This window comes from Micromonospora sp. NPDC005205 (assembly GCF_040608275.1).
Lineage (GTDB): Bacteria > Actinomycetota > Actinomycetes > Mycobacteriales > Micromonosporaceae > Micromonospora.
The window spans coordinates 662,319-685,899 of sequence record NZ_JBEXHV010000001.1 but is presented as its reverse complement, the minus strand read 5'-3'; the positions used below and the strand labels follow the sequence as shown (position 1 = coordinate 685,899).

Below are 23,581 nucleotides of genomic sequence, written 5' to 3'. Positions count from 1 at the left end.
TTGGGCGAGATCAGTCGACGCTGACTGTCAGCGATGATGCGACCGCACCAATCAGTCCAGATGAATCGCTCAGGCGCCCTGGTTCGGACACTTTGTCCCGACACGCCCCATTTGCACCGTCGAGTTGCATCACGATAGACGTCGCGCGGCGGCCAGCTCACCATCGATCCGTCTACGGAATTGGTCGAGTCGCGCATCATGTGGCCACCCTCGCGCCGCCGCGGCCAGTAGACGCAACTGATGCCGCACCGAGGCCGAATCCACATGCGCGGCCTCGTCCAACGCCGTCATCCCCGCATCGTAAGCGTGATGCACGTTCCCGCAGACTGCGTGCGAGAGGGCGAGCCGGACGCCATACAGAGCACGCGCACGGCGGGCGTCCGTAGGCACCAAAGACATCCCGATCTCGAGCGCATCGACAGCTTTACGCGGGATGCCGAGGTCCAGGTAACACCATCCCCGCACGATCTGCATCAATCGACCGCCACCCCGGGATCCCAGCGAGGATCCAAGGTCGACTGTTGACTCCTCCACCGCAGCTGTCTCGTCGGCCGCACGCGCCAACGCCGATAGGCAACGAGATCGTTGGCCAAGTACCGCCCAGCCCTGCGCTGCCCGCTGAGCAGCCAGCAGACGCACCTCAGGCGACACGCCGCTCTCCGCCCGGATGGCCCAGGCAACAACTATCCGGGCGTCGTGCCCGTACAAGGCAATATCCGCACGTCGTAGCAACGCGTACTCGGCCATCGTGTGGTCACCCGCCGCACGAGCAAGATTGGCGGCTCTCTCGGTCAGCACCAGCGCGCCCGGAGCATCCCCGGCCTCCTGAATCATCCAACCCGCGTACTCCGCATAGCGAGCCGCTATTGACAGCAGCTGCGAACGAGTTTCGCCACTTACCATGTCGGCAGCCCCGCGTATGGCACCGAATTTCGACGCCAACGCTGGCAACAGCACGATTGGTGAGACGACTCGTCCCTGTTCACGCAACGTCTCGAAAACGTTCCGCGCGCTTTGCGCCAACAGTTCGTGGTCGTCCGCAAAGGCCGCCGCTGCCGCGGCGGTGGCATCAAAGGCGCGCGCCAACCGGGTTGTTGGCGCGGCCTGCCCCGGGACAGTGGCAGCAGCTCCACTCCGACGGCCAAGGGTACGCGCCAACATACTTAGCTCACCGTCGGCAGCCATCACTGCGTCGAGCCGCTGTGCGACTGATGGAGCTGGATGCCGCAGACCTCGCTCTACTTTGCTCAAATAGCCCGCACTGCAGGGCACGGCCATCGCGAGTGCGCGAAGCGACATGCCACAGGCCGTCCGTAGGCGATGCAGCTCCGGACCAAACTGCTTTTCTCTCTGCATATCAACGACTCCGGCCACCGGCATAATCGGTTGATAGATAACGAGGCAGGGAAACTCCGCGCCATATAGTAAAGGACTCACAGTTTGGTTTCACTTTGCTTGAAACCTCTCGGACGGAAGGGCCCTGCCGTCACTTGAGCGTGACGTACACACTAACTGCGGTAGCTGCCAGCAGCGATGCGCCATAGGGCAAAGCGATTGAAGGGCTGCGCATGGCCTGCATCATCTCCCTGGCACCCGGCCTGCGAATACCGAACGACCAAGGTTCAGCTATACCTTGCACTGCCAACTGGTACAGGTCACGGTGCGCTCGCTCTAGTCCCAAGTAGTAGGCGTCAAGGCACGCGAAAGCCGATATTACGTAGAAGGCAATGATGGATATGATCGGGGATGTCGCGTTTGCCCCAAATCCGAGTACGGCCGCAGTCACCGTGACGCACCATCCCTTGATCGTCGTCGATTGGGTAGCCAACCGAGTAATGACGCCCTGGATCATTTGGAGGTAGCTCTCAAGTGGCACCGTCGCATGGTCCCACGGCGGCACCACACCACCCCGGCCCGCCGCATGCCGGCAGCCGCCCAGCAGAGCTCCTTACCGCAATCTGCGCCAAGGCTGTTTGGCTTAGCCGCGAGCGACGACCTCTTAGCGACTCCACATAAACGTAAGCATGCCGGACATATCATCCCTCTGGCTGATGCGAGGAATGGTCGAACGATCACTACGGTCGAGAGCTGCGACCACGCGCACCGAGCATTTCGGTCGTCAAATTGACACAGATTGCCGGAGCAGCGGTTTGCCCGAATACATATGCTCGTCGACTGATCAGGCTCTGCGGGGTCGACAACCTGCGCGAGCTCCGGGTTCGCTGGACGGCGGCAAGCCCTCCGACCGACCCGAGCTGCTGATACGGCTCCCGGCATCTCTCAGTGCCGGTGCCCGCGGTCCGGCCTCTCAAGGACCGGATTAGGAGTGAGGCAGGCCATCAGCCATGTAGTCGGTAGATCACTCCTCCGACCAGGAGTGAGTTTCAATCACCCACGGCTCGCCCGGGTTCTTCCGAAAAGCAGACTGGCCGAGCGGGAGGCTGGCAAGTTGAGCCACCGATGAGTTCAGCTCCATGACATGCCTGAGGCATGTCGCGACTACTGCGTCAGGCTGATTCGGATCGTTGACGCCGTCGCCGACCAACCAGGAGTTGTCGTCGGTGTGGGTCACCTCGCGCGCCGGCTCTCGACCCTCCAGCACCGTCCGCTGCACCACTGCCCCCAGGTTGTCCGGGAACCGGCCGCCGCTGAAGGGGAACGGCAGGGATCTGAACATCTCATGCTGGTCCGAGTGTCCGGAGGTCTCGGTAGTGTGATGATCATCCACCGCGACACCATAGACCCTGGCCTGCGTGCCCAACGTTTCCATGGCGGCGACGATCGCCCTGCAGAAACCCACCTCGCCCGGCAGCGGCCTGGCTTGACCTGCGTCGCCACGCTGGCTGCTCTCGAATCACTGATCCCCTGCCGGTCCTCGCTCCGGCTGGTTGGGCAGTGGAACACAGGTGCTTTCGCCGGTTCTCAGGAGCCAGAGCACCTGATCGGGTTTCGGCATGGGCAACGGGTCACCGAACGAGTGAACCTCCAGCTCCGCGAGCTGCCCGCTGGCAAGGAAGAGCAAGATGCCTCCAAACCACTGCCCTTCCTGATCGGGAAACTGCCCTTCTACCCGCACCGGAGTCTGTGCCGGCGAGGCGGGAAGGTTCTTGCCTTGTGGGAAGAGGTGGATGGTCCCGCATCCACACCCGCATCCGGGGCGGGCCAGGACGTCTCGCGCTTGCACGCGGAGCTCCTCAGCACCTGCGAAGTGGTGGCGGAGAAGCGCTTCTAGGACTCCTGCCTCGTTCGCGCTCAGGTGCCGCAGTGGCGGATCTGGCTCTGTCACGCAAAAGCTTATGCACGGGTGACCAACGCGCATCAAAGCCCATCTCTGTCGAAGATCCCTGCCGGAGGCACATCGGTCTCGGGTACCGGCGCGGTATGCAACTCGCAGCAGGGCCGGCGTTTGGCGGGTGACCTCTGTCCTAGAGCGGATCCAGACGCAGCATGCCGTCCGGTGAGTAGAAGTATCGGCGTACATGCGCAGCCCAGTCTTCGATCTTCGGGTCTTCCCCCTGTGGTAGCCACTCGGACAGATGCGCGTGCTCGTCGGTGTAGCCGTTGTCCAGTAGCCACTGAAGCGTTTCACGCCGGCCCGCTCCGAAGATGGCCTGGGCATCGAAGCCGATGCCCAGGTCCATGTCACCTGTGCGGAACTTCGCTCCGTAAAGGCGCGGCGAGTCCGCGGGGTCACCGATCAGGAACAGCAGGAAGGCTGCTAGGTAGATCTGCTCGTACTCATCGCTCCCACCCGGGTCCGGACCTTCGCGCCAGGCTCTTTCGAGGTCGAAAATCTCGCGGAGCACCGCGTGCTGAGGCCCAGGATCGTCCACGTCAACCATCCGGAGCGCTTCCCGACGCGCAGCCGGACTTGAGACGTCCAACGACTTGGCCATGGGTGCACGCTAATGGGACGACGGTCCATCGGCATGAGCGGAGCAGGACGCTGCGGTCCGGTGAGCAGGCAGGCCGCTCGGCGGCATGCAAAAGGCCCAGATCACGTCAGTGACCTGGGCCTTTCCGTGGAGCCGCCTGACGGAATCGAACCGTCGACCTACGCATTACGAGTGCGTCGCTCTAGCCGACTGAGCTAAGGCGGCAACGATCAGCAAGTGTACGGCACCCCGGCGCCACCGACCGAACGGGATACCCCCGTCGCGCCGGCCAGCACCAACCGGACATCGGCCGCCATCTGGACGATTACCGGACAGCGGATGATCGGGTCCGGGACTACGCTGCGGCGGGTGAGCGACGAACGCGACCACCCCGAACGTCAGGACGAGCCCGCCGAACGCCCTGACCGTGCGCCGGCCGGTGAACGCGCCGCCCACCGGCCGCGCAGCACCGACCCGCTGGAGTTGGGCTTCACACCGCGCAAGCCGGTGCCGTGGCTGGCGCCGTTCCTGTTGATCAGCACCGGCATCCGGACGCTGCTGGCGGTGCTTTTCGGGGCGTACCTCGACAAGCGTGAGTTGCAGAACGCGTTCGGCGACGACGTCTTCCGCCAGGTCGGGCCGGACGGCGGGCTGTGGCTCGACTACGTGGCCGACCTCGGCGACGGCTTCAACGCCACCTACTCCGTGGCGTACCTGCTGGCGCAACCCGAACTGACCGTCGACGGGCACCGCCTGCCCCGGGCGCAGACGCTGGTGATGGGCGGCGACCAGGTGTACCCGTCGGCGGCCTACGCCGCGTACGAGGACCGGTGCAAGGGGCCCTACCAGGCCGCCCTGCCGGTGGCGCCGGCCGAGAAGCCGACGCTCTTCGCGGTGCCGGGCAACCACGACTGGTACGACGGCCTCACCGCGTTCCTGCGGTTGTTCGTCCGCTCCCGGGACCGCAACTTCGCGGGCTGGGGCACCGGGCAGTCCCGGTCGTACTTCGCCGTGGAGTTGCCGGCCGACTGGTGGTTGCTCGGCGTGGACGACCAGTCCGGCTCGTACCTGGACGACCCGCAGCTGGCCTACTTCGACGAGGTGGCCCGCCGGCTCGGGCCGGAGTCCAAGGTGATCATTGCGGCGCCAGCGCCGACCTGGGTCAAGGCCGCCGACGACCCCACGGCGTACGACTCGATCGACTACTTCATCCGCACGATCATCGATCCGACCGGGGCGCGGGTGCGGCTGTTGCTCTCGGGCGACCTGCACCACTACGCCCGCTACTCGGGGGCCGACCGGCAGCTCATTACCTGCGGTGGGGGCGGCGCGTACCTCTACCCCACGCACAAGCTGCCGGAGCGCATCGAGGTGCCGCCGCGGGACACGCTGACCCGCAAGGCCAGCACCGCCCAGCCGTACGACCTGGTGGCCCGTTACCCGGACGCCGCGCGGTCGCGCCGCTACGGCTGGGGCATCTTCCCCCGGTTGCCGTTGCGCAATCCCGGCTTCACCACGTTGCTTGGCACCCTGCACACCCTGCTGATGCTGGCCATGGCCGGTGCGACGGCGAACTGGGCCGACAGCACCGACCAGCGGCTGTTCAGCGTCCCGCTGGTGGTGATGGTGCTCGTGACGGTGATCGCCGCGGCCCTGTTCGCCAAGCCGCCGAGCGCGAGCGGCAAACGCCACGCAAGGCACTGGATCCTCGGCGTCGGCCACGGCGTGGCGCAGGTGGCTCTGGCGGCGGGCGGCACCTGGGTCTGGTTGGCGCTGCCGTTCTACGACTGGCCGTGGCCGCTGCCGGCGGTCGCCGCGGCGGTGCTCTACGGCCCGGTGATCGGACTGGTCGCCAGCCAACTGGTGGCGGCGTACCTGCTGGTGGCGGGCTCGTTCGGCGTGAACGTCAACGAACTCTTCGCCGGCCAGGGCATCGAGGACTCGAAGTCGTTCCTGCGACTGCGCATCGACCCGGACGGCACGTTGACCATCTATCCGCTGGGGGTGGACCGGGCCTCCCGCGACTGGCAGGTGAACCCCGACCAGTCCCCCACCCAAAGTTGGCTGACCCCCAAGTCCCCCCTGACTCCCCACCTAACGGAACCCCCCACAGTCCTGCGCTGACCCAACCCACCCCACCCCCACCTGCGAACCTCATGCCGCCGTTGATCATGAAGTTATTGCCCCGACACGTCGTTCGGGACGGCAACAACTTCATGATCAACGCCGGAGGGGGCGGTCCGGCGGTGGGCCGGAGGGGGCGGTCCGGCGGTGGGTTAGGGGTGTGGCCGACGACCCGGCCGTCACCCTCGGGGTGGAGACCCGACTGCCGATCGCCGGGGCGGTCTCCTGAAAGCGCTGGCACAGCGGGTGCCCTCACCTTGCCAGAGGCATTCGTCTCGCCGCACTACACAACGAATGCGGTTGCAGTGCCCGCTAGGATTTTGCCCGTGAGTTGCTTCGCCGCTTGGCGCACCCGCCACTGAGGGTCGGCTCGCCGCCGTTCCCGGCCGCTAGCTGACCGGTTGATGCCCGATTTGTTGGCTTCAGCACCTCAGCTTGAGAGGCACCATCACATGCGTATCCGCTCGTTTCTTCAGCATGACCTCGCCCAGCTCACCGAATTGACCATCGAGACGTTCGGACCGTTCCACGAAGACTCTTTCCGGCCCCTTGTCGGCGAGTTGGTCTTCGCCAACCAGCACGGCACCTGGCGCGAAGACTATGTCAAACAGGTCGCCGAGCTGCACGACCCCGACCAGCACCGGTACATCGCTGTCGCTGAGCTCAACGACACCACCGCCGGCTACGTGGCCTGGTCCGTGGAGCCAGCGCGGAAGAATGGCAGCATCACCATCCTCGCCGTGGCCGCGAGGCACCGCCAGCAAGGGGTGGGTGCCGCGCTGTGCGAACACGCCTTCAGCGCGATGCGCGGGCTCGGGGCCGAGGTCGTCATGATCGGCACGGGTGGAGACGGATTCCACGCGCCCGCCCGAGCCCTCTACGAAACACTCGGTTGCACCCCACTGCCGGTAACCGTCTACTACCGGGAACTCTGATCCGGCGCGGGGCGGGTCGCGGTGACGGACCCGCCCCGTTCGTCCGGCTCAGCTCTCCGGGTATCGCTGCTCGTGCGCCTGTCTCGGCCCGCACACGGAAGCGCGGGAGCAGGAGGAGCGCGAGCCGTCGGCGTCCAGGCGTACGGTCACCGCGTCGCGGGGGACGCTGTGGCCGACGACCCGGCCGTCACCCTCGGGGGTGGAGACCCGACTGCCGACCGCCGGGGCGGTCTCCTGAAATCTTTGATACAGCGGATGCTCGTACTTGAGGCAGCACATCAGCCGCCCGCACGCGCCGGAGATGCGCAGCGGGTTGAGCGGAAGGTCCTGGTCCTTCGCCATCCGGATGGTCACCGGCTCGAAGTCGGTGAGGAACGTGGCGCAGCACAGGTCCCGACCGCAGGAGCCGATGCCGCCCTGCACCCGCGCGGAGTCGCGGGCGGAGAGCTGACGCAACTCCACCCGACAGTGCAGGGTCGCGCCCAGGTCGCGGACGAGGGACCGGAAGTCCACCCGGTGCGGGGCGGTGAAGTAGACGGTGCTGCGCTCACCGCCGCTCTCGGCGGAGCCGAGCACATGGTCGACCGCCACCACCTTCATCGGCAGGCCGTGCGAGCGGATCAGCCGTTTCGCGGCCACCTTGGCCTCGGCCTTGCGGCGACGCAACGCCTCGTCCCGGCGGAGGTCGTCATCGCCGGCCAACCCGACCAGGCGGGGGAAGCCGTCGGTCTCCTCGGTCACCCACTGCGCGGCCCACACGCACTCCGCCACCTCGGGCCCGTCATCGGTGGGCACCAGCACCCGGTCGCCCACCTGCGGACGCAACTCGCCCGGGTCGAGGTAGTAGAGCCGCCCGTACCGGTTGAAGCTGACCGCGCAGAGCATGCCCATCCCCCCACCCTACGACGGGTCACGGCGCAAGGCGCACCGGCCGGCTACGCCCCGCTGCCATTCATGACCGTCGACTCGACCTATTGCCTGGCGTCCCGTCGTGCCGTTGCTGCTCGCCCGGACGGTTGAATCCGGGGCCGGGCAGGAGACAAGACGTGCCTCGGCGGCGTTGAGTGGAGGCAGACCTGCGGGGGGTGCAGGGGGAAGACCACGGCGTCGCCGTGGGCGCCGGCTTCAGGTCAGGCGCCCGCGAGCGACGCCGTGGCCTGTCCGAGGCAGAACGGTCACGGCCGGAGGGCCGGGCTCAGCTACCAGCCGACCCGGGTGGGCTGGTCGTAGTGGGGACGCCCTTCCGTTGGCGGACGCCACGCGGTCTCGGCCAGGCTCGGCCCCCACTGACGCAGCAGCGTCTCCGCACCGTCGTACGCGACGCAGAGCACCGCCAGCACCCGTGCGGCGATCTCGGCGGCGTCGGCCACACCGGGCCCGACCGGCCCGGGGCGGGTCGACGCACCGGCGGCGGTGGCGGCGACCACGGCGACCGCTTCGGCCGAGCGGAGCACATCGGCCAACGTGCGGGCCAGCGCGAGTCGGCTGCCCTCCACCCAGTCGGCGAGGGCGTCGGCGTAACCGGCGGTGGATTCGAGTCGCCCGACCAGGCTGTCCGGCCCCTCGTCGAGGTGGCGCAGCAGCGCCGCCCGCTGGTGCCCGTACGCCGTGGCGGCCGGACCGGACCAGAGCACCGGGTCGGTGAGCGCGGCGGAGACGTCGTCGTACCCCCGGACGAGCCGGCGCACCGCGTGGCCGGCGCTGGCGAGCGGCACGGGGTGCAGGTCGAGGAAGCCGCGAACCGCGTCGCCCGGCAGCACCTGCATGCGGCGCAGTAGCGGCCAGACCCGGTGCCCCTCGGGGACACCGGCCGCGATCAGTCTGTCCACCCGGCGGAGCAGGTCGAGGCCGGGCTCGGCGAGCCGGTCCAGCGCGTCCATCACGGTTCCCCGGTGAGCCGGCGGCGGGCCGCCCGGTCGACCTCGGCGTAGCGGTCGGCGGCCTCCCGCACGGCAGCCGCGGCGGCGGCCAGTCGACCGGCCGCGGCGCGGGCCTCCCGGGCCCGGTCGTCGGTGGCGGTGGTCCACTGCCGGTGCAGCGCCCGACCGATCTCGCCCGGGCGGCCCGGTGCGTCGGCGCCGAACGCGGCCTGGGCCGGATCGCTGGCGGTGACGGTGTGCGAAATGACGGTGAGCGTGGCGCTCGCCTCGTCCAGTCGGGCGGAGAGCGCGCGCAGTGTGTCCATCTCAGGCCCCCGCGAGCGGTCGGTAGGCGGCGAACGTCTCGTTGTGCAGCTTTTCCCGGGCCCATTCGGCGGCGTCGGCCGCCGCGGTGACCGCAGCCTGCACGGAACCGGCGACGTCGCGCGGGCTGCGGCTGTGCAGCGGCCCGAGGAACCGGACGTCGGTGATCCGTCCACCGGCGGTGACCACCACCTCGACCAGGCCGTCCGGCGAGCGGACGGTCACTTCGACGGTCGACACCGCCTGGTCGAACTCGGCCTGGAGGGACTCGATCCGGCGGTAGCGTCGCACCGCTTCCTCGATCCAGGCCTCGTCGATCTCCCCCCGCGGCATCGGCCGACTCCTCCCGGGTGATTCATCACTCAGTGTGGTGCCACCGTCACCACGGCACAGGGACCGTACCGCACCGCAATCGGGCCTGTCGATGCCTGTGGACAACGGCCGGGAAGTGCGGGTCAGCCCTTCCAGAGAGCGAGCATCATCGCCTCGACCGCGATCCGCGGCTTGACGTTCGCCTCGATCGCCGCACGGCAGGCGAGCACGGCCTCCAGCCGGCGCAGCGCCCCGTCGGCGTCCCACTTCTGCGCGCCAGCACCGGCGAGCGCGGCCGTGTCGGTGTGCACCGGGGCGACGGGTGCGCGCAGCGCCATGGTGAGCGCGTCCCGGTAGAAGCCCGCGAGGTCGACCAGTGCCCGGTCCAGTGCGTCCCGCTGGGCCCGGGTGGCCCGGGACTTCTGCCGCTTCTCCAGCTCCTTGAGCTGCCCGGCAGCGCCTCGCAGGGCGCCGGCCGCGCCCCGGCCGGTGCCGCCCGCGCCGAGCGCGGTCTCCAGTGCCGCCCGCTCGGTCGTGTCGGCCTCGGTGACCGACGCCTCGGCCTCCGCTTCGGCCGCCTCGATGAGTGCGGACGCCGCGTCGAACGCCGCGCCGACACCGGTCAACCGGCGCGGCACCGCGAGCACCGCCTCGCGTCGTTTGCGGGCCTCCGGGTCGCGGGCCAGTCGGCGGGCCCGACCCACGTGACCCTGCGCGGCCGACGCCGCCCACTGCGCCACGTCGGGTGCGATGCCGTCCCGACGAACCAGCACCTCGGCCACCGCTGCGGCCGGCGGCTGCCGCAGGGGTACGACCCGGCAGCGCGACCGGATGGTCACCGAGATGTCGTCCGGGTGGGTGGACGGGGCGCAGAGCAGGAAGACCGTCCGCGGCGGTGGTTCCTCGATCGCCTTGAGCAGCGCGTTGCCGGCGGCCTCGGTGAGCCGGTCGGCGTCCTCGATGACCACCACCTGCCAGCGCCCGCCGGACGGGGTGCTGGCCGCGCGGAGCACCAGGGCGCGCATCTCGCCGACGCCGATGGAGAGCCCTTCCGGCACCACCATCCGCACGTCGGCGTTGGTGGCACCCATCGTGGTGTGGCAGCCGGGGCACTCACCGCAACCGGTGCCGTGCACGCACTGGAGTGCGGCGGCGAACGCGCGCGCGGCGACCGAGCGGCCGGAACCGGGAGGCCCTGTGAAGATCCACGCGTGCGTCATCCCGGCGGACGGGTCCACGCCGGTCACTGCGTCGTCGCCCGCGGACCCGTCACCGCCGTTCGGGCCGGCGGTGACCAACGCGGCTGCGCCAGCACGCAGGACGGCGGCGGCCGCCGCTGCGGCGCGCCGCAGCTCGACCACCGCCTCGTCCTGGCCGACCAGGTCGGCGAAGACGTCCGGCATCAGGTCTTGTGCTCCATCGTCACCAGCTCCGCGTCGGATAACTCAGGTTGCACCGAGGTGTCCGGGCCCTGCGCCGGTCGCGGGTGCACGATGCCACCCGGCTTGCCGAGCATCTCCTCGACCCGCCGGACCACCAGCCCGGTGATCTCGTCGGCCGGCCGGGACGCGTCGAGCACCAGGTAGCGCTTCGGGTCGGCGGCGGCGAGGTCGAGGAACGCGTACCGGACGCGCTCGTGGAAGGCGACCGACTCGGCCTCCAGCCGGTCGGTGCCGGTGTTGCGCGAGGCCACCCGGGACAGACCGGTGCGCGGTTCGACGTCCAGCAGCACCACCAGGTCGGGCTTGAGCCCACCGGTGGCCCAGGAGGAGAGCCAGGAGACCTCGTCGACGGGCAGTGTCCGGCCGGCGCCCTGGTACGCCAGGGACGAGTCGACGTACCGGTCACTGATCACCACGCCGCCCCGAACCAGCGCGGGCCGGACGACGGTGGCCACGTGGTGCGCCCGGTCGGCGGCGTAGAGCAGCGCCTCGGCCCGGGGGGAGGGCGCGTCGTCGCCGGAGGTGTCCAGCACCAGCGACCGGATTCGCCGGCCGACGCCGGTGGCCCCCGGCTCGCGGGTGAGCACCACCTCTCGGCCGTGACCGCGCAACCGCTCGGAGAGCGCGGTGAGCTGGGTGGACTTCCCCGCGCCCTCGCCGCCCTCGAAGACCACGAAGAGCCCGGCGGAGACGAACGGCTCGGCGGGCATCAGCGGACGGCCACGGATGGAGCCCCACAGGTCGGCGAGGACCGGGACGCCCTTCTTGTCGTCCATCTGGCCGAACGCGCTGATCCCGGCGAAGATGCCGGCAGCACCGGCGGCGAGCAGCAGCAGTCGGGTGGAGGAGACGGAGATGCCGAGGTCGGCGATCTCCAGCTTGCGCGAGCCACCGACGCCGACCAACACGCTGCTCAGCCCGATGGCCAGGATCAGCACCAGTCGGGTGCCGATCTGCACCACCGCGAAGACCCGGCCGCGCACCTCGTCGGCAACCTCCCCGCCCAGCAGCGTGGTGCCGGCCAGGAAGGCCATGCCGGCGCCGGCGCCGACCAGCACCGCGCCGACGATCGCCATGGACAGGTGGATGGCGAAGGCGAGGGTCATCACGGCGGCGCTGGCCAGCACGATGCTCATGCCGAACCAGCGACGCCGGGACATCTCCTTGACGACCATCGGGCCGAGCCCGATGCCGAGCGCCAGACCGGCGAACATGGCGCCGAAGAGCAGTGAGAACGCGGCGTCGCCGGCGCCCAGCGAGTTGGCGAAGAACTTGGCGGTACCGACCACGATGCCGCCACCGGCGAACGCGCCGAAGATGCCCAGCACCAGGCCACGCACCAGCGGGGTCTGGCCGATGTACTTCCAGCCCTCGGAGAACTGCCGGAACATGCTCTGCTCGGCACGCTCCGCCTCGCCGCGCTGCGCCTCGCTGATCTCCTTGATCCCGAACGCCACCACCAGGGCGGTGGCGAGCCGGGAGAAGGCGTTGAACCAGAGTGCGAGCTGGGCCGGTTCCGCCCAGTTCGGCAGGTCGCCGCCAGCGGCGCCACGGACGCCACGGTCGAGCACGGCGAGGCCGATGGCGGCGGCGATCGGGGTGAGGCCATACGTGGTGATCAGGGTGAGCTGGTTGGCCGCTTCCAGCCGGGCCCGCGGGATCAGGTTCGGGACCGCGGCCTCCTTGGCCGGGATCCAGAGCAGGGTGAGCGACTCGATCAGGAAGGTGGCGATCAGCGCCCAGCCGACCACCAGGCCGCCCGCGGCCCCACTGAGGGCGTAGAGCGGAATGGACGCGAAGAGCACGAAGCGCAGCAGGTCGCAGATGACCATCGTCCAGCGCCGGTCGAACCGGTCGGCGAAGACGCCGGCCACCGGGCCGAGCACCAGCGCGGGCAGCAGCCGGATCGCGGTGACCCCGCCGAACGCGGCGCCCTGGGCGGTGCTGCCCTGCACCTGCGAGGCGGCGAAGAGTGCGGTGGCCAGCAGGCCGAGCCAGTCACCGAAGGAGGCCGCGCCGAGCACGATCCAGAGCCGGCGGAACGGCCGGATGCGCAGCACGGACCGGATCGCGGCATAACCGGACGGATCAACCTGACCGCTGTTGGGCTGCGTGGCGGCGTTGTCCGACTGGTCACCCGAGCGCGACACGCCGGGCGACTCGCCGCTGTTCTGGCTTTCGATGGCCGTACCTCCACGTGCCGGCCCATCGCTGGGCACCTCCGGTGCAACACTCTAGACCCGGTGGGGGCCACCCCCCGGGCGACATTCTCCTGCTCGCTGAGCCTAGGCCGCCGAAGGTACCGACCGCAGCCCGGACGTACGCGAGGGTATTTCGCATTCTCCGTCAGACAGTTAGCGTGCACACGTGGCCATCGAAAGCGACAAACTTCGCGAGCGCCTGGATCGGGCGACTGCCCACCTCGACCCCCCGTACGCGGTGGTCGACCTCACCGCCTTCGACGCCAATTCGGCCGCCCTGGCCGACCGCGCAGCGGGAAAACCGGTCCGGCTCGCCAGCAAGTCGGTCCGCAGCCGGGAATTGATCAGTCGAGCCCTCGCCCGGCCCGACTGGCAGGGCGTGATGGCCTTCACACTGCCCGAGGCGATCTGGTTGGTCCGCGCCGGCGTCAGCGACGACGTGCTGGTCGCGTACCCGAGCGCCGACCGGGCCGCCCTCGCCGAGCTGGGCGCCGACCAGACACTCGCCGCCGCGATCACCCTGATGATCGACAGCACCGGCCAACTCGACCTCATCGACGCCATCAAGGCCCCGGAGCAGCGCGCCGAGCTACGGCTCTGCCTGGATCTGGACGCCTCCTGGCGACCGCTGCGCGGGGTGCACGTCGGCGTCCGCCGCTCACCGGTGCACAGCGCCCGGGCGGCCGGCGCGCTCGCCGCCGCCGTCGCCGGTCGGCCCGGCTTCCGGCTGGTCGGGCTGATGTCGTACGAGGCGCAGATCGCCGGCCTGGGTGACGCGCCGCCGGGCAATACGCTGCTGGCGGGCGCGATCAGGCTGGCCCAGCGCGGGTCGTACCGCGAGTTGCTGGCCCGCCGTGGTGCGGCGGTCGCCGCGGTACGCGAGCACGCCGACCTGGAGTTCGTCAACGGCGGCGGCACCGGCAGCATGGCCGCGACCAGCGCCGATCCCGCGGTAACCGAGATCACCGCGGGATCGGGCCTGTACGGGCCGACGCTGTTCGACGCGTACCGCGCCTGGCGGCCCACCCCGGCGGCGTTCTTCGCCTGCGCTGTGGTCCGCCGACCGACGCCGGAACTGGCGACGGTGCTCGGCGGCGGCTGGATCGCCTCCGGTCCGGCCGCCGACAGTCGACTGCCCCGGCCGTGGCTACCGGTAGGGCTGAAGCTGGTCGGCGCCGAGGGCGCCGGCGAGGTGCAGACTCCGCTGTCCGGAGCGGCGGCAGCCGGGCTGCGCGTCGGCGACCGGGTGTGGTTCCGGCACGCCAAGGCGGGTGAGCTGTGTGAACGGGTCAACGAGCTGCACCTGATCGAGGGCGACACGGTCGTGGCGACCGTCCCCACCTACCGGGGTGAGGGGCAGGCCTTCCTCTGAGACCGGACAGCCGCCCCCACCGCCGGCCGGGGCCGGCGCCCCGCGCCGACTCAGGCGGGTTGGGGCGCCTCGGCCTGCTTGCCGACTGCGGACCGGCCGTTGTCCGGGCCGTCGACCTGGCGGTGCAGGTACTCCCGGATCAACGCCTTCGCCTCCAGCAGCACCCGCTCGTCACCGTCGGACTTCCGACGGAACGCGAGCTTGATCAGCGCGTCCGCCGCCTCGACGGCGATCTCCAGCACGAAGCGCAGCTTGGGCACGTCGGTGAGCCCGAAACGCTCGGTGAGCACCCGGGCCAACTGGTCGGCGATCACGCCGTTGTTGTCCCGCTGCTCGTCGAGCAGGTGCAGGTCGACCACGTCGCCGAAGTGCAGGGTACGGAAGCCGGGGACGGTCCGGTGCATCGTGATGTACTCGTCGATGCCCGCGTCGACGCCGTCCCACCAGTGGGTCATCTCGTCGGAGGCGAACCGCTCGTCGAGGCGCTGGAGGTAGGACTCCATGGTCCGCAGGGTCAACGCCTGCACGATGGCTCGCTTGTCCGGAAAGAACTGGTAGACCGACCCGATCGCCACCTCGGCCCGCTCGGCGAGCAGGGTGGTGGTCAGCCCCTCGTACCCCACCTCGTCGACGAGTTCGGCGCAGGCATCCAACATGCGCTGTACCCGCGCGACACTTCGACCTTGCACCGGTACGCGGCGCAGCGGCCCGGTCGTGGCGGCTGGTGTGGACACTCTGCGCCACCCCCCTTCGACGGATGAACATATCTCCACGTCACGAGTCCGTGACTACCGGTACAACGAGCGGATCGCAATTGCGGTATTTACCAGCTAGAACGTTCCTGATATGAAGTCAGTTCATATTCATGAATGAGGAGCGCGCATGGTCCGCACCGCACCGCTCGGGGCTGGATGGTCCAACTGGGCCGGGAACCAGCGTGGCAGCGCCAGCGCGATCCTGCGCCCCGGCTCGCCGACCGACGTCGCAGAAGCCGTCAGATCCGCCGCCGACGACGGCGGTCGGATCCGGGTGACGGGCAGCGGCCACTCGTTCACCGCCGTCGCGCTCCCCGACGACCGTCGGATGGACCTGTCCGACCTGGACACCACCGTCAGCGTGGACGTCGCACACCGACTGGTCACCGTGCCCGCGGGCATGACCCTGCACACGCTCAACGGCCTGCTCGCCCGGCACGGCCTCGCACTGCCCAACCTCGGCGACATCGACGCGCAGACCGTCGCCGGGGCGATCTCCACCGGCACCCACGGCACCGGAGCCGCCTATGGGTGCCTCTCCACCTTCGTCGAGGCGATCACACTGGTCACCGGCACCGGCGAGGTGCTGCGCTGCTCCGCCGACGAGCATCCCGACGTCCTTGCCGCCGCCCGGGTGTCGCTCGGCGCGCTCGGCGTCCTGGTGGAGGTGACCCTGCGTTGCGTGGACGCCTTCGTCCTGCGCGCCCACGAACGACCTGCCGAACTGGCCGACGTGCTCGGCGAACTACCCGAGCTGATCGGCCGACACGACCACGTCGAGTTCTACTGGTTCCCGTACACGTCCCGGGTGCAGGTCAAGGCCAACGACCGGGTACCCGCCAACGACCGGCCGCTGTCCCGCTGGCGCGGCTGGTTGGACGACGAATTCCTGCCCAACCGGGTCTTCGCCGGCGCCTGCCGACTCGGCCGGGTCGTGCCCGCGCTGGCCCCGGGGATCAGCGCGGTCTCCGCCCGCGCCCTCACCGAACGGCAGTACACCGGACGCTCCGACCGGGTCTTCTGCACGTCGCGCCGGGTCCGCTTCGTGGAGATGGAGTACGGCCTGCCCCGGGAGGCGTTGCCCGAGGCGCTCGCCGCGCTCCAGCGGATCGTGGACGGCCTGCCGTTCAAGGTGCTCTTTCCGGTGGAGGTGCGATTCACCGCCGCCGACGACGTCTGGCTGTCGCACGGCTACGGCCGGGACAACGCCTACATCGCCGTGCACCAGTACGTCGGCATGCCGTACGAGCCGTACTTCCGGGCCTTCGAGCAGGTGGCCGCCGGGCTGGGCGGTCGCCCGCACTGGGGCAAGCTGCACTACCGCGACGCCGCCTCGCTGGCCACCGCGTACCCCCGCTTCGCGGACTTCCAGGCCGTCCGCGACCGGCTCGACCCCCACCGCGTCTTCACCAACCCCCACCTGAAGTACGTCCTCGGGGTCTGACGGCTCACGTTTGTACGCGCCGTCGCGGTGAGCAGCGCCAAGGCCTGTTCCATAAGGGCGGTCGAGCCGAGTCGTCGTCCGGGCCCGGCGCAGGCCGGCCAGTTCGTATGAAACAGGCCTTAAAGCGCCAGGTCGTCCAGGTTCACCGCGTCGGCCATCGCCTCCGCGCCCCTGTCGTTCAGGTGCATGCCGTCGCCGTTGTCCAGCGCCGGGTGGATGTGGTCGGGGGCGTGCGGGTCCGCGACGGCGCTCGCCACATCGAAGACGGCGTCGAAGGCGTCCGTCGTGCGGATCCAGTCGTTCACCTCGCGTCGGGTGGCGAGGCCCTCCGGCGTGCTGATCTCCGGGCCGGCGCCCGCGAAGGGGCCGATGGTGGCGACGACGACCCGCAGACCGGCGCCGTGGGCGCGGTCCGCCAGCGCCCGGAAGCCCCCGACGAGAGCGTCGGCGGTGACGGCCGGCTCGCCCAACATGACCGGGAGACCGAGGTCGTTGATACCGAAGTGGACCAGGACGTGGGTCAGGGCGGGGATGGAGAGGACGTCACTGTCGAAGCGCGCCAGCGCGTGTTCACCGACGCCGTCGCGTAGGAGACGGTTCCCGGCGATGCCCTGGTTGACCACCCACCCGCGCTTCAGACGCCGGTTGAGGACGTCGACCGAGCGACGATTCGCGCTCGTCGTGGTGCCGACGCCTTCGAACCAGGAGTCGCCGAAGGCAACGGCGACGGCGGTGTCCGGGGGGGCGAGCACGTCGACGCCCGCGAGGTGGTACCTGGCCTCGACCTGCTCGGCCCCGACCAGATCGGGAGAGGTGACGTGATCGCCGTCGACTATCCGGGCGACCTCGGCCGGCTTGTGCGAATGGGTGGCCAGACCGGTCCGCTCCGGAAGATAGAGGCTCAGCACCAGATCCGTGCCGGCCGCGACGGGGATGCCCACCGGGTCGGTGACCACCTCCTCACCCGCCGGGATGACGTGACGCTCCGCGCCGTCGACGGTGAGGGCGACCCGCTGGCCGCCGACGGCGACCGTGGCAGCCCCGATGGTCAACGGGGTGCGGCCGTAGCGGTTCGTCAGCCGTACCCGGAAGTCCTCCCCGCCGCCGGCCAGGTGCAGCACCTGACGGACGGTCTGGTCGGCGAAGCCACGGGGTTCGCTGAACTGGAGCTGCTCGTACGGGCTGAGCAACCCGGTACGGAAACCGGCGGTCCAGATCATGGCCGGTCCAGGTCGGTGGTGGTGCCCTCCTCCATGCTGATCACTGATTCGATCAGCGCGAAGAACGTCTGGATGCCGGGCAGGTTGGCGCCCCGGCGACGGGATTCGGCGTAGTCCTCGGACGAGGCCCAGAAGACGAGGTCCAGCCACTCGTCGGCCGTCAGCCGGATCAGTCGCGCACCGAGGAAGCCACCACGGTCGGCCTGGAAGTCACGCAGCATCGCCGGCCGCGCGGCCAGCAGGGCGTCCGCGCGCTCGGCAGGGACGCGGAAACGGGTGATTTCGACGGTGGTCATCGTGTCTCGATCCGTTCGGTTCGGGAGCCGTTGACGCCCAGCATCAGCCTGAGCTGGGTCAGGAGGACATCGCGGAAGTCCGCCGGTGCCGGCGTGGAATGGTGCTGGACGCGAGAGATGATCAGACCGGCCAGCGCAGAGAGCAGGAGGTCCGTCACCGCCTCGGCGTCGTGGGCCAGCGTGAACGCACCACGGGCAGCGCCTTCCCGGACGGCGGCCAAAAAGGGTGCCCGGTACCGCTCCTGCACGTTGGCGCTGTAGTCGCGCAGCTCGTCGTCGCGCATCGCGGAGCGCCAGAACTCGACCAGAACCTGCCGGGTCTGCTCCGAGTTGTGCAGGCTCCGGTCGATTAACGCGACAAGTCGTCGCCACGGATCGTCCTCGGCGGTGGAGACGGCTCGCAGGGCCTCCACCTCCCGGTCGGTGAACACCTGCATCGCCTCGATGATCATGTCTTCGCGGGAGCCGAAGTAGGTCTGGAGGGTGCTGATCGCTACCCCACCGGCAGCCGACACGTCCGTGAAGCGGGTGTTCTCGTAACCGCGGCTGGCCAAGACGCCGGCAACGGCGTCGAGAACGGCATCCCGCTTCTCTCCGCCCGCACGCCTCTTCCTTATCGGCATGGCCATACGGTACGACGGTACCGGCGAAACGCGAAGGGCCCCGGCCGCTCTCGTGACCCGAAACACCAAAAAATAGATCCTGGACAGTTCCCGTTCAGACAAGACGGAAACTGTCCAAGATCTGGAGCGTCGGAACGGCGCCGCCCGACGGATCAGACGGCGCGGCAGGGCTACTCCGTGCTGGTGGCGGCCTTGCGCGGGGCGGCCTTCTTCGCCGGAGCCTTCTTCGCCGCCGTCGCCTTGGCAGTGGTGGTCTTCTTCGCGGCCGTGGACTTGCTGGCGGCGGCCGTCTTCTTGGTGGCCGTCGCCTTCTTCGCGGGCGCCTTCTTCGCCGCCGCCTTCTTCCGCGGCGCCGGACCCTTGGCCCGCTTCTCGGCCAGCATCTCGGATGCCTCGGCGAGGCTCAACTCCTCCGGCGTCTGCCCGCGCCGCAGCGACGCGTTGAACTCCCCGTCGGTCACGTACGGGCCGAACCGGCCGTCCTTGATCACCAGAGGCTTCTCGGTCGCCGGGTCCACGCCCATCTCGCGCAGCGGCGGTGCCGCGGCACGCCGTCCACGGGCCTTCGGGGCGGCCAGCAGAGCCAGCGCCTCGTCCAGGCTGACAGTGAACATCTGGTCCTCGGACTCGAGCGAACGGAACTCCTCGCCCTGCTTGACGTACGGGCCGTAGCGACCGTTGTTCGCGAAGACCTCGACGCCGTCCGGCGCGACACCCACCAGCCGGGGAAGGCTGAGCAGCTTGAGCGCCTCCTCCAGGGTCAGCGAGTCCGGGGTCTGCGTACGCAGCAACGACGACTTCCGCTCGCCGCTGGACACGTACGGGCCGAACCGGCCGGACTTGAGCACGATCGGCTCGCCGGTGCCGGGGTCGTCGCCGAGCTTGCGCTCGCCGCTGCCGCCCAGGAACAGCTCGTGCACCTTCTCCGGGGTCAGCTCGTCCGGGGCCAGGCCCTCGGGGATCGGCGCGCGGTCACCCTGGGTGCCGCCCTCCTCGCCCTCACCGGAGGCCGCGGCCGGTGCCGGCTGCTCGCCGCCGGGCAGCTCCCGTTGCAGGTACGGCCCGTAGCGGCCGACCCGCACGACGACCTCGCGGCCGTCGTCGTCGGTGAAGAGCGGGATGGAGTTGACGCTGCGGGCGTCGATGTCGTTGAGGTTCTCGGTGACCAGCTTCTTGAGCCCGCCGGAACGAGCGATGTCCTGGTCGCCGGCACCGTTGGAGCTGCCGAAGTAGAACGCCGTGAGGAAGTCGACCGCCGCGTGGTCACCGCCGGCGATCTCGTCCAGCTCGTTCTCCATCGTGGCGGTGAAGTCGTAGTCGATCAGGCGGGGGTAGTGCCGCTCCATCAGCCCGATCACCGCGAAGGCCAGGAAGGTCGGGATCATCGCCTGGCCGCGCTTGGTGACGTACCCCCGGTCCTGGATCGTCTGCATGATCGACGCGTAGGTGGACGGGCGACCGATGCCCAGCTCTTCCAGGGCCTTGACCAGCGACGCTTCGGTGTAGCGCGACGGCGGCTGGGTGTGGTGGCCCTGCGCGGCAAGCTCGTCGGCGGTCAGCCGCTGGTCCTTGACCAGGGTGGGCAGCCGACGCTCGGCGTCCTCGGCCTCGGCGTTCTCGTCGTCGCTCGACTCGACGTAGGCGCGCAGGAAGCCCGGGTCGGTGATGGTCTTGCCGGTCGCGCCGAAGTCGGCTTCCTCCTGCGAGGTGGAGACCGCCCGGATGCGCACCGACACGCTGGAACCGACCGCGTCGGTCATCTGCGAGGCGATGGTGCGCCGCCAGATCAGCTCGTAGAGCTTGAACTCCTCGGCGGACAGCTCCTTGGCCACCTCGCCCGGGGTACGGAAGTTGTCCCCCGCCGGGCGGATCGCCTCGTGCGCCTCCTGCGCGTTCTTCACCTTGCCGGTGTAGCGGCGCGGCTCCGGCGGAACGCTGCGCTCGCCGTACAGCTCGACGATCTGTCGGCGGGCCGCCGAGATGGCGGTCTCCGACAGGTTGACCGAGTCGGTACGCATATAGGTGATGTAGCCGTTCTCGTACAGGCGCTGCGCGGTGCGCATCGTCTGCTGCGAGGACAGGCGCAGCTTGCGGGCCGCCTCCTGCTGGAGGGTCGAGGTGATGAACGGCGCGTACGGGCGACGGCGGTAGGGCTTCTCCTCCACCCGGGTGACGGTGAACGGCCGCCCCTCCAGTCGGGCCGCGAGACCCCGGGCGCCACTCTCGTCGAGGTGCACGACGCCAGCGCCGGCCCGGACGCGACCGGTGGTCGGCTCGAAGTCCTTACCGGTGGCGATCCGGTCGCCGTTGAGAGCGATCAGGGTGGCGTTGAACGCACGCGGGCCCTCACCGGCGTTGGCCACCGCGAGGCTGGCCAGGATGTCCCAGTATTCGGCGGTGCGGAAGGCCATCCGCTGCCGCTCCCGCTCGACCACGATGCGGGTCGCCACGGACTGCACCCGGCCTGCCGAGAGCCGCGGCATGACCTTCTTCCACAGCACCGGGGAGACCTCGTAGCCGTACAGGCGGTCGAGGATCCGGCGCGCCTCCTGGGCGTCCACCAGATCGCGGTCGATCTCCCGGGGGTTGGCCACCGCCGCCTGGATCGCCGGCTTGGTGATCTCGTGGAAGACCATCCGCTTGACCGGGACCTTGGGCTTGAGCGTCTCGACCAGGTGCCAGGCGATCGCCTCGCCCTCACGGTCCTCATCCGTCGCCAGGAAGATCTCGTCGACTTCCTTTGCCAGCTTCACCAGCTTGCTGATCTGCTGCTTGCGGTCGGCGGAGACGACGTAGAGAGCCTGGAAGCCGTTGTCGACGTCCACCCCGAGCCGGGCCCAGGGCTCCTTCTTGTGCTTGGCCGGCACATCGGCGGCGTTGCGTGGCAGGTCGCGGACGTGACCGAAGCTGGCCTCCACGACGTACCCCGGGCCGAGGTAGCCCGAGATCGTCTTGGCCTTCGCCGGTGACTCGACGATGACCAGACGGGTGGTTCCAGCGTTGCTCGGCACGTCTCTCCCCGACCTCACTCCTGCTCGTGGCCTGCCGGCGCCCGGACAGCGACCGCTTTCGACCCCGCCGTCGCACCGGCGGTCCGGATGTCCAACGTAACGCGCCGCCCGCGTTTCGGGTTTCGCGGGCCGCAAACCGCTTCGACGCGGCTGTCGACGCCGCTCCGCCGCGCTCGGCACTGCCGGACGGCGCCACCGTACACCGTGGGTAGGGCTCGAAGCGGGTCACTGTGACGATGGCGGGCCCACGACCCGCCCGTTTTCCGCCTGGATCGACCCGCCGTCTGTCCGGCACCAGACACCCGGCCGCACCGTCTCAAGCCGCCGCCCAACCGCGTCGATCATGGACTCATGGTGGGCGTTTTAGCCCCGGGAGAGCAATAAATCCCCCACCACAACTCCATGATCGACACGATGAGGGGTGGGTCAGGTTGGCCAGGCTTCGGGTGGTGTCGCGGGCGGCGGCCCGCCGACCAGCTCGGCGAGCCGCGCCAACCGGCGGCGGCCGGTGATCCGGTACGCCGGGCCGCCCTCACCCGGGCCGAGCAGCGCCCCGGCCAGCCCCGCCGAGGCGAGCGCCACGCCGATCGGCTCCCAACACTCCTGGTCGTCGACGCCCAGGCGCAACAGGAAGCAGTCCGGAGGCTCCGGCGTCCCGGCGGCGGCGAGCCACAGCCGCAAACGCCGACCGGTCAGGTGGAACGCGGCCGGCGGACGCTTCGTCGTACCGTGCAGCCAGGCGGCCGCCAGCGGCTTCAAGATCCGGGTGTACGACGTACGAACGGCGTGTCGCGCGCCCTCGGTCGGCTCCCAGCTCGCCGCCAGCCCACGCGACGCCAGCTCGGCGACGAGCACGTGCACCCGCCAGGCGGCGTCCACCTGCACCGAGAGCCGGGCGGTGCCGCCCATCCGGACCACCTCGGCCGGCCCGGCGAGCAGCCCGGCCAGGTCGGCGACTGTCGGTTCGGCCGCATCCGCGCCGAAGAAGACAAGTTGCCGGCCCGCGTCGTCCGTCTGGGGCGGGCCGTTCCGAACCGGGCCGTCCGGCGACGGGCGGTCCTGCGGCGCGCCGCCACGGCGTCGCCCGGGAGTGGGCGTGTCGGACTCGGGCGCGGGGAACAGCGCCGGGGGCGGCTCTGCCTTCCCGGTGTCACCGAGCCCGCTCAGCGACACTCCGGCACCTCGTCGAATGCCTGTTTCAACTCCTCGGAGTTGAGCTTGCTGGTGTCCAGCGCGCCGGCGTCGTACTCCTTGTTGAGGGTCTCCACGGCGGCCCGCACGCCGTCGTAGAAGACCGTCGGCTCGCCGGTGCCCAGGCCGTCGATGGTGTCCCGGGCACGGCCGTACGCGTCCCGCATCTTCCCCAGCGAGCTGCGGAAACCCGCGGAGATGGCCTCGCCGTTCTCCGCCTCCGGGATGCCCGCCTTCTCGACCTTGCGGCGCGCGGCCTCGCTGGCCTGCTCCGCCCCGTCGAAGAGCCGCACCAGGTTCTCCTTGGCCTGCGCCGGCGTGGTCTGCGCGGTCATCTGCTCGTCGGTGCTGCTGGTCAACTTGTTGATCTCGGAGCGCCACGGGGTGAGGGCGCCACAGACCGAGGCCGCCCAGGCCCGTGGGCTGGGGCCGCCGCCGCAGCCGGCCAGAACGACGATCGTGGCCAGGACCACCGTGAGCTTTCCGGCGGCAGACGCCCGGCACGTACGCATGCGTTGCAGCGTACGGCCTTTGGCCAGGTGTGGCATCGGGCCGGACGGCCGGGGTCCCCGGTCGACAAGCCACGTCGACCGGGGA

The 23,581-nt window shown here is 69.9% G+C and carries 22 protein-coding genes, 1 tRNA gene and 1 pseudogene; 5 read left to right on the top strand and 19 right to left on the bottom strand.

Annotated features, from left to right (window positions below):
* Nucleotides 1-129: 129 nt before the first annotated feature.
* The 4 genes and pseudogenes from ABZU43_RS03280 to ABZU43_RS03265 all read right to left on the bottom strand — a co-directional run bounded on the left by ABZU43_RS03280 (nucleotide 130) and on the right by ABZU43_RS03265 (nucleotide 2,728).
* A complete protein-coding gene (locus ABZU43_RS03280; protein ID WP_355005202.1) occupies nucleotides 130-1,086 on the bottom strand; it encodes a hypothetical protein in 957 nt (318 codons plus the stop codon).
* A gap of 90 nt (nucleotides 1,087-1,176) precedes the next feature.
* Nucleotides 1,177-1,356 (bottom strand): annotated as a pseudogene (locus ABZU43_RS03275) (helix-turn-helix transcriptional regulator); the annotation flags it as partial.
* Between the two features lie 130 nt (nucleotides 1,357-1,486).
* On the bottom strand, nucleotides 1,487-1,876 hold the full coding sequence (locus ABZU43_RS03270) for a hypothetical protein (RefSeq protein WP_355004921.1): 390 nt from the start codon (nucleotides 1,874-1,876) through the stop codon (nucleotides 1,487-1,489).
* Nucleotides 1,877-2,359: 483 nt separating this feature from the next.
* Nucleotides 2,360-2,728, bottom strand: a complete 369-nt coding sequence (locus ABZU43_RS03265) for a hypothetical protein (RefSeq protein WP_355004920.1) — start codon at nucleotides 2,726-2,728, stop codon at nucleotides 2,360-2,362.
* Here ABZU43_RS03265 and ABZU43_RS03260 point away from each other — a divergent pair.
* Entirely contained in the window at nucleotides 2,717-3,232 is a 516-nt protein-coding gene (locus ABZU43_RS03260) for a hypothetical protein (RefSeq protein WP_355004919.1), read from the top strand. The two genes, ABZU43_RS03265 and ABZU43_RS03260, sit on opposite strands and share 12 nt — an antisense overlap.
* Nucleotides 3,233-3,425: 193 nt before the next feature.
* Here the strand turns inward: ABZU43_RS03260 and ABZU43_RS03255 are convergent, their stop codons facing one another.
* The gene (locus tag ABZU43_RS03255) at nucleotides 3,426-3,896 is read right to left on the bottom strand and encodes a hypothetical protein (RefSeq protein ID WP_355004918.1); all 471 of its coding nucleotides are present in this window, start codon (nucleotides 3,894-3,896) and stop codon (nucleotides 3,426-3,428) included.
* Between the two features lie 127 nt (nucleotides 3,897-4,023).
* Nucleotides 4,024-4,100 (bottom strand) — tRNA-Thr (locus ABZU43_RS03250).
* 144 nt (nucleotides 4,101-4,244) lie between these two features.
* On the opposite strand from ABZU43_RS03250, the gene ABZU43_RS03245 reads away from it, so the two are divergent.
* Both ABZU43_RS03245 and ABZU43_RS03240 read left to right on the top strand, forming a co-directional pair.
* Nucleotides 4,245-5,999, top strand: coding sequence for a metallophosphoesterase (locus ABZU43_RS03245; RefSeq protein ID WP_355004917.1), 1,755 nt, complete (start codon nucleotides 4,245-4,247; stop codon nucleotides 5,997-5,999).
* Between the two features lie 452 nt (nucleotides 6,000-6,451).
* Nucleotides 6,452-6,934: a GNAT family N-acetyltransferase gene (locus tag ABZU43_RS03240; protein ID WP_355004916.1), complete on the top strand. Its 483-nt coding sequence runs from the start codon at nucleotides 6,452-6,454 to the stop codon at nucleotides 6,932-6,934.
* Between the two features lie 48 nt (nucleotides 6,935-6,982).
* Here the strand turns inward: ABZU43_RS03240 and ricT are convergent, their stop codons facing one another.
* The 6 genes from ricT to tmk form a co-directional block, all read right to left on the bottom strand.
* Nucleotides 6,983-7,825: a regulatory iron-sulfur-containing complex subunit RicT gene (ricT, locus tag ABZU43_RS03235; protein WP_355004915.1), complete on the bottom strand. Its 843-nt coding sequence runs from the start codon at nucleotides 7,823-7,825 to the stop codon at nucleotides 6,983-6,985.
* 308 nt (nucleotides 7,826-8,133) lie between these two features.
* Entirely contained in the window at nucleotides 8,134-8,814 is a 681-nt protein-coding gene (locus ABZU43_RS03230; protein WP_355004914.1) for a hypothetical protein, read from the bottom strand.
* Nucleotides 8,814-9,119, bottom strand: a complete 306-nt coding sequence (locus ABZU43_RS03225) for a type VII secretion target (RefSeq protein ID WP_355004913.1) — start codon at nucleotides 9,117-9,119, stop codon at nucleotides 8,814-8,816. Before ABZU43_RS03225 ends, ABZU43_RS03230 begins: the two co-directional genes overlap by 1 nt.
* A gap of 1 nt (nucleotide 9,120) precedes the next feature.
* Nucleotides 9,121-9,450, bottom strand: a complete 330-nt coding sequence (locus ABZU43_RS03220; RefSeq protein ID WP_053659404.1) for a YbaB/EbfC family nucleoid-associated protein — start codon at nucleotides 9,448-9,450, stop codon at nucleotides 9,121-9,123.
* Between the two features lie 122 nt (nucleotides 9,451-9,572).
* Nucleotides 9,573-10,832 carry a DNA polymerase III subunit delta' gene (locus tag ABZU43_RS03215; RefSeq protein WP_355004912.1) on the bottom strand — a complete coding sequence of 420 codons (1,260 nt, stop codon included), beginning with the start codon at nucleotides 10,830-10,832 and terminating at the stop codon, nucleotides 9,573-9,575.
* On the bottom strand, nucleotides 10,832-12,931 hold the full coding sequence (gene tmk / locus ABZU43_RS03210; RefSeq protein WP_355005188.1) for a dTMP kinase: 2,100 nt from the start codon (nucleotides 12,929-12,931) through the stop codon (nucleotides 10,832-10,834). The genes ABZU43_RS03215 and tmk overlap by 1 nt, the downstream gene beginning before the upstream one ends.
* A gap of 307 nt (nucleotides 12,932-13,238) precedes the next feature.
* Between tmk and ABZU43_RS03205 the strand changes: the two genes are divergently transcribed.
* The gene (locus ABZU43_RS03205) at nucleotides 13,239-14,444 is read left to right on the top strand and encodes an amino acid deaminase/aldolase (RefSeq protein ID WP_355004911.1); all 1,206 of its coding nucleotides are present in this window, start codon (nucleotides 13,239-13,241) and stop codon (nucleotides 14,442-14,444) included.
* Between the two features lie 50 nt (nucleotides 14,445-14,494).
* Here ABZU43_RS03205 and ABZU43_RS03200 read toward each other — a convergent pair whose 3' ends face one another.
* On the bottom strand, nucleotides 14,495-15,100 hold the full coding sequence (locus ABZU43_RS03200) for a TetR family transcriptional regulator (protein ID WP_355004910.1): 606 nt from the start codon (nucleotides 15,098-15,100) through the stop codon (nucleotides 14,495-14,497).
* A 226-nt stretch (nucleotides 15,101-15,326) separates the two neighbouring features.
* Between ABZU43_RS03200 and ABZU43_RS03195 the strand changes: the two genes are divergently transcribed.
* Nucleotides 15,327-16,643 (top strand): D-arabinono-1,4-lactone oxidase, encoded by a 1,317-nt coding sequence (locus ABZU43_RS03195; RefSeq protein ID WP_355004909.1) that lies wholly within the window; start codon nucleotides 15,327-15,329, stop codon nucleotides 16,641-16,643.
* 119 nt (nucleotides 16,644-16,762) lie between these two features.
* Here ABZU43_RS03195 and ABZU43_RS03190 read toward each other — a convergent pair whose 3' ends face one another.
* From ABZU43_RS03190 to ABZU43_RS03165, 6 genes are all read right to left on the bottom strand, one after another.
* The gene (locus ABZU43_RS03190; RefSeq protein ID WP_355004908.1) at nucleotides 16,763-17,863 is read right to left on the bottom strand and encodes a GDSL-type esterase/lipase family protein; all 1,101 of its coding nucleotides are present in this window, start codon (nucleotides 17,861-17,863) and stop codon (nucleotides 16,763-16,765) included.
* Complete coding sequence (locus ABZU43_RS03185) at nucleotides 17,860-18,159, bottom strand: hypothetical protein (protein WP_355004907.1); 300 nt, start codon at nucleotides 18,157-18,159, stop codon at nucleotides 17,860-17,862. Before ABZU43_RS03185 ends, ABZU43_RS03190 begins: the two co-directional genes overlap by 4 nt.
* The gene (locus tag ABZU43_RS03180; RefSeq protein WP_355004906.1) at nucleotides 18,156-18,782 is read right to left on the bottom strand and encodes a TetR/AcrR family transcriptional regulator; all 627 of its coding nucleotides are present in this window, start codon (nucleotides 18,780-18,782) and stop codon (nucleotides 18,156-18,158) included. Before ABZU43_RS03180 ends, ABZU43_RS03185 begins: the two co-directional genes overlap by 4 nt.
* 170 nt (nucleotides 18,783-18,952) lie before the next feature.
* Nucleotides 18,953-21,793 carry a type I DNA topoisomerase gene (topA, locus tag ABZU43_RS03175; protein ID WP_355004905.1) on the bottom strand — a complete coding sequence of 947 codons (2,841 nt, stop codon included), beginning with the start codon at nucleotides 21,791-21,793 and terminating at the stop codon, nucleotides 18,953-18,955.
* Nucleotides 21,794-22,219: 426 nt separating this feature from the next.
* Nucleotides 22,220-22,966, bottom strand: coding sequence for a hypothetical protein (locus ABZU43_RS03170; RefSeq protein WP_355004904.1), 747 nt, complete (start codon nucleotides 22,964-22,966; stop codon nucleotides 22,220-22,222).
* Entirely contained in the window at nucleotides 22,957-23,496 is a 540-nt protein-coding gene (locus tag ABZU43_RS03165) for a hypothetical protein (RefSeq protein WP_355004903.1), read from the bottom strand. Before ABZU43_RS03165 ends, ABZU43_RS03170 begins: the two co-directional genes overlap by 10 nt.
* Nucleotides 23,497-23,581 lie beyond the last annotated feature (85 nt).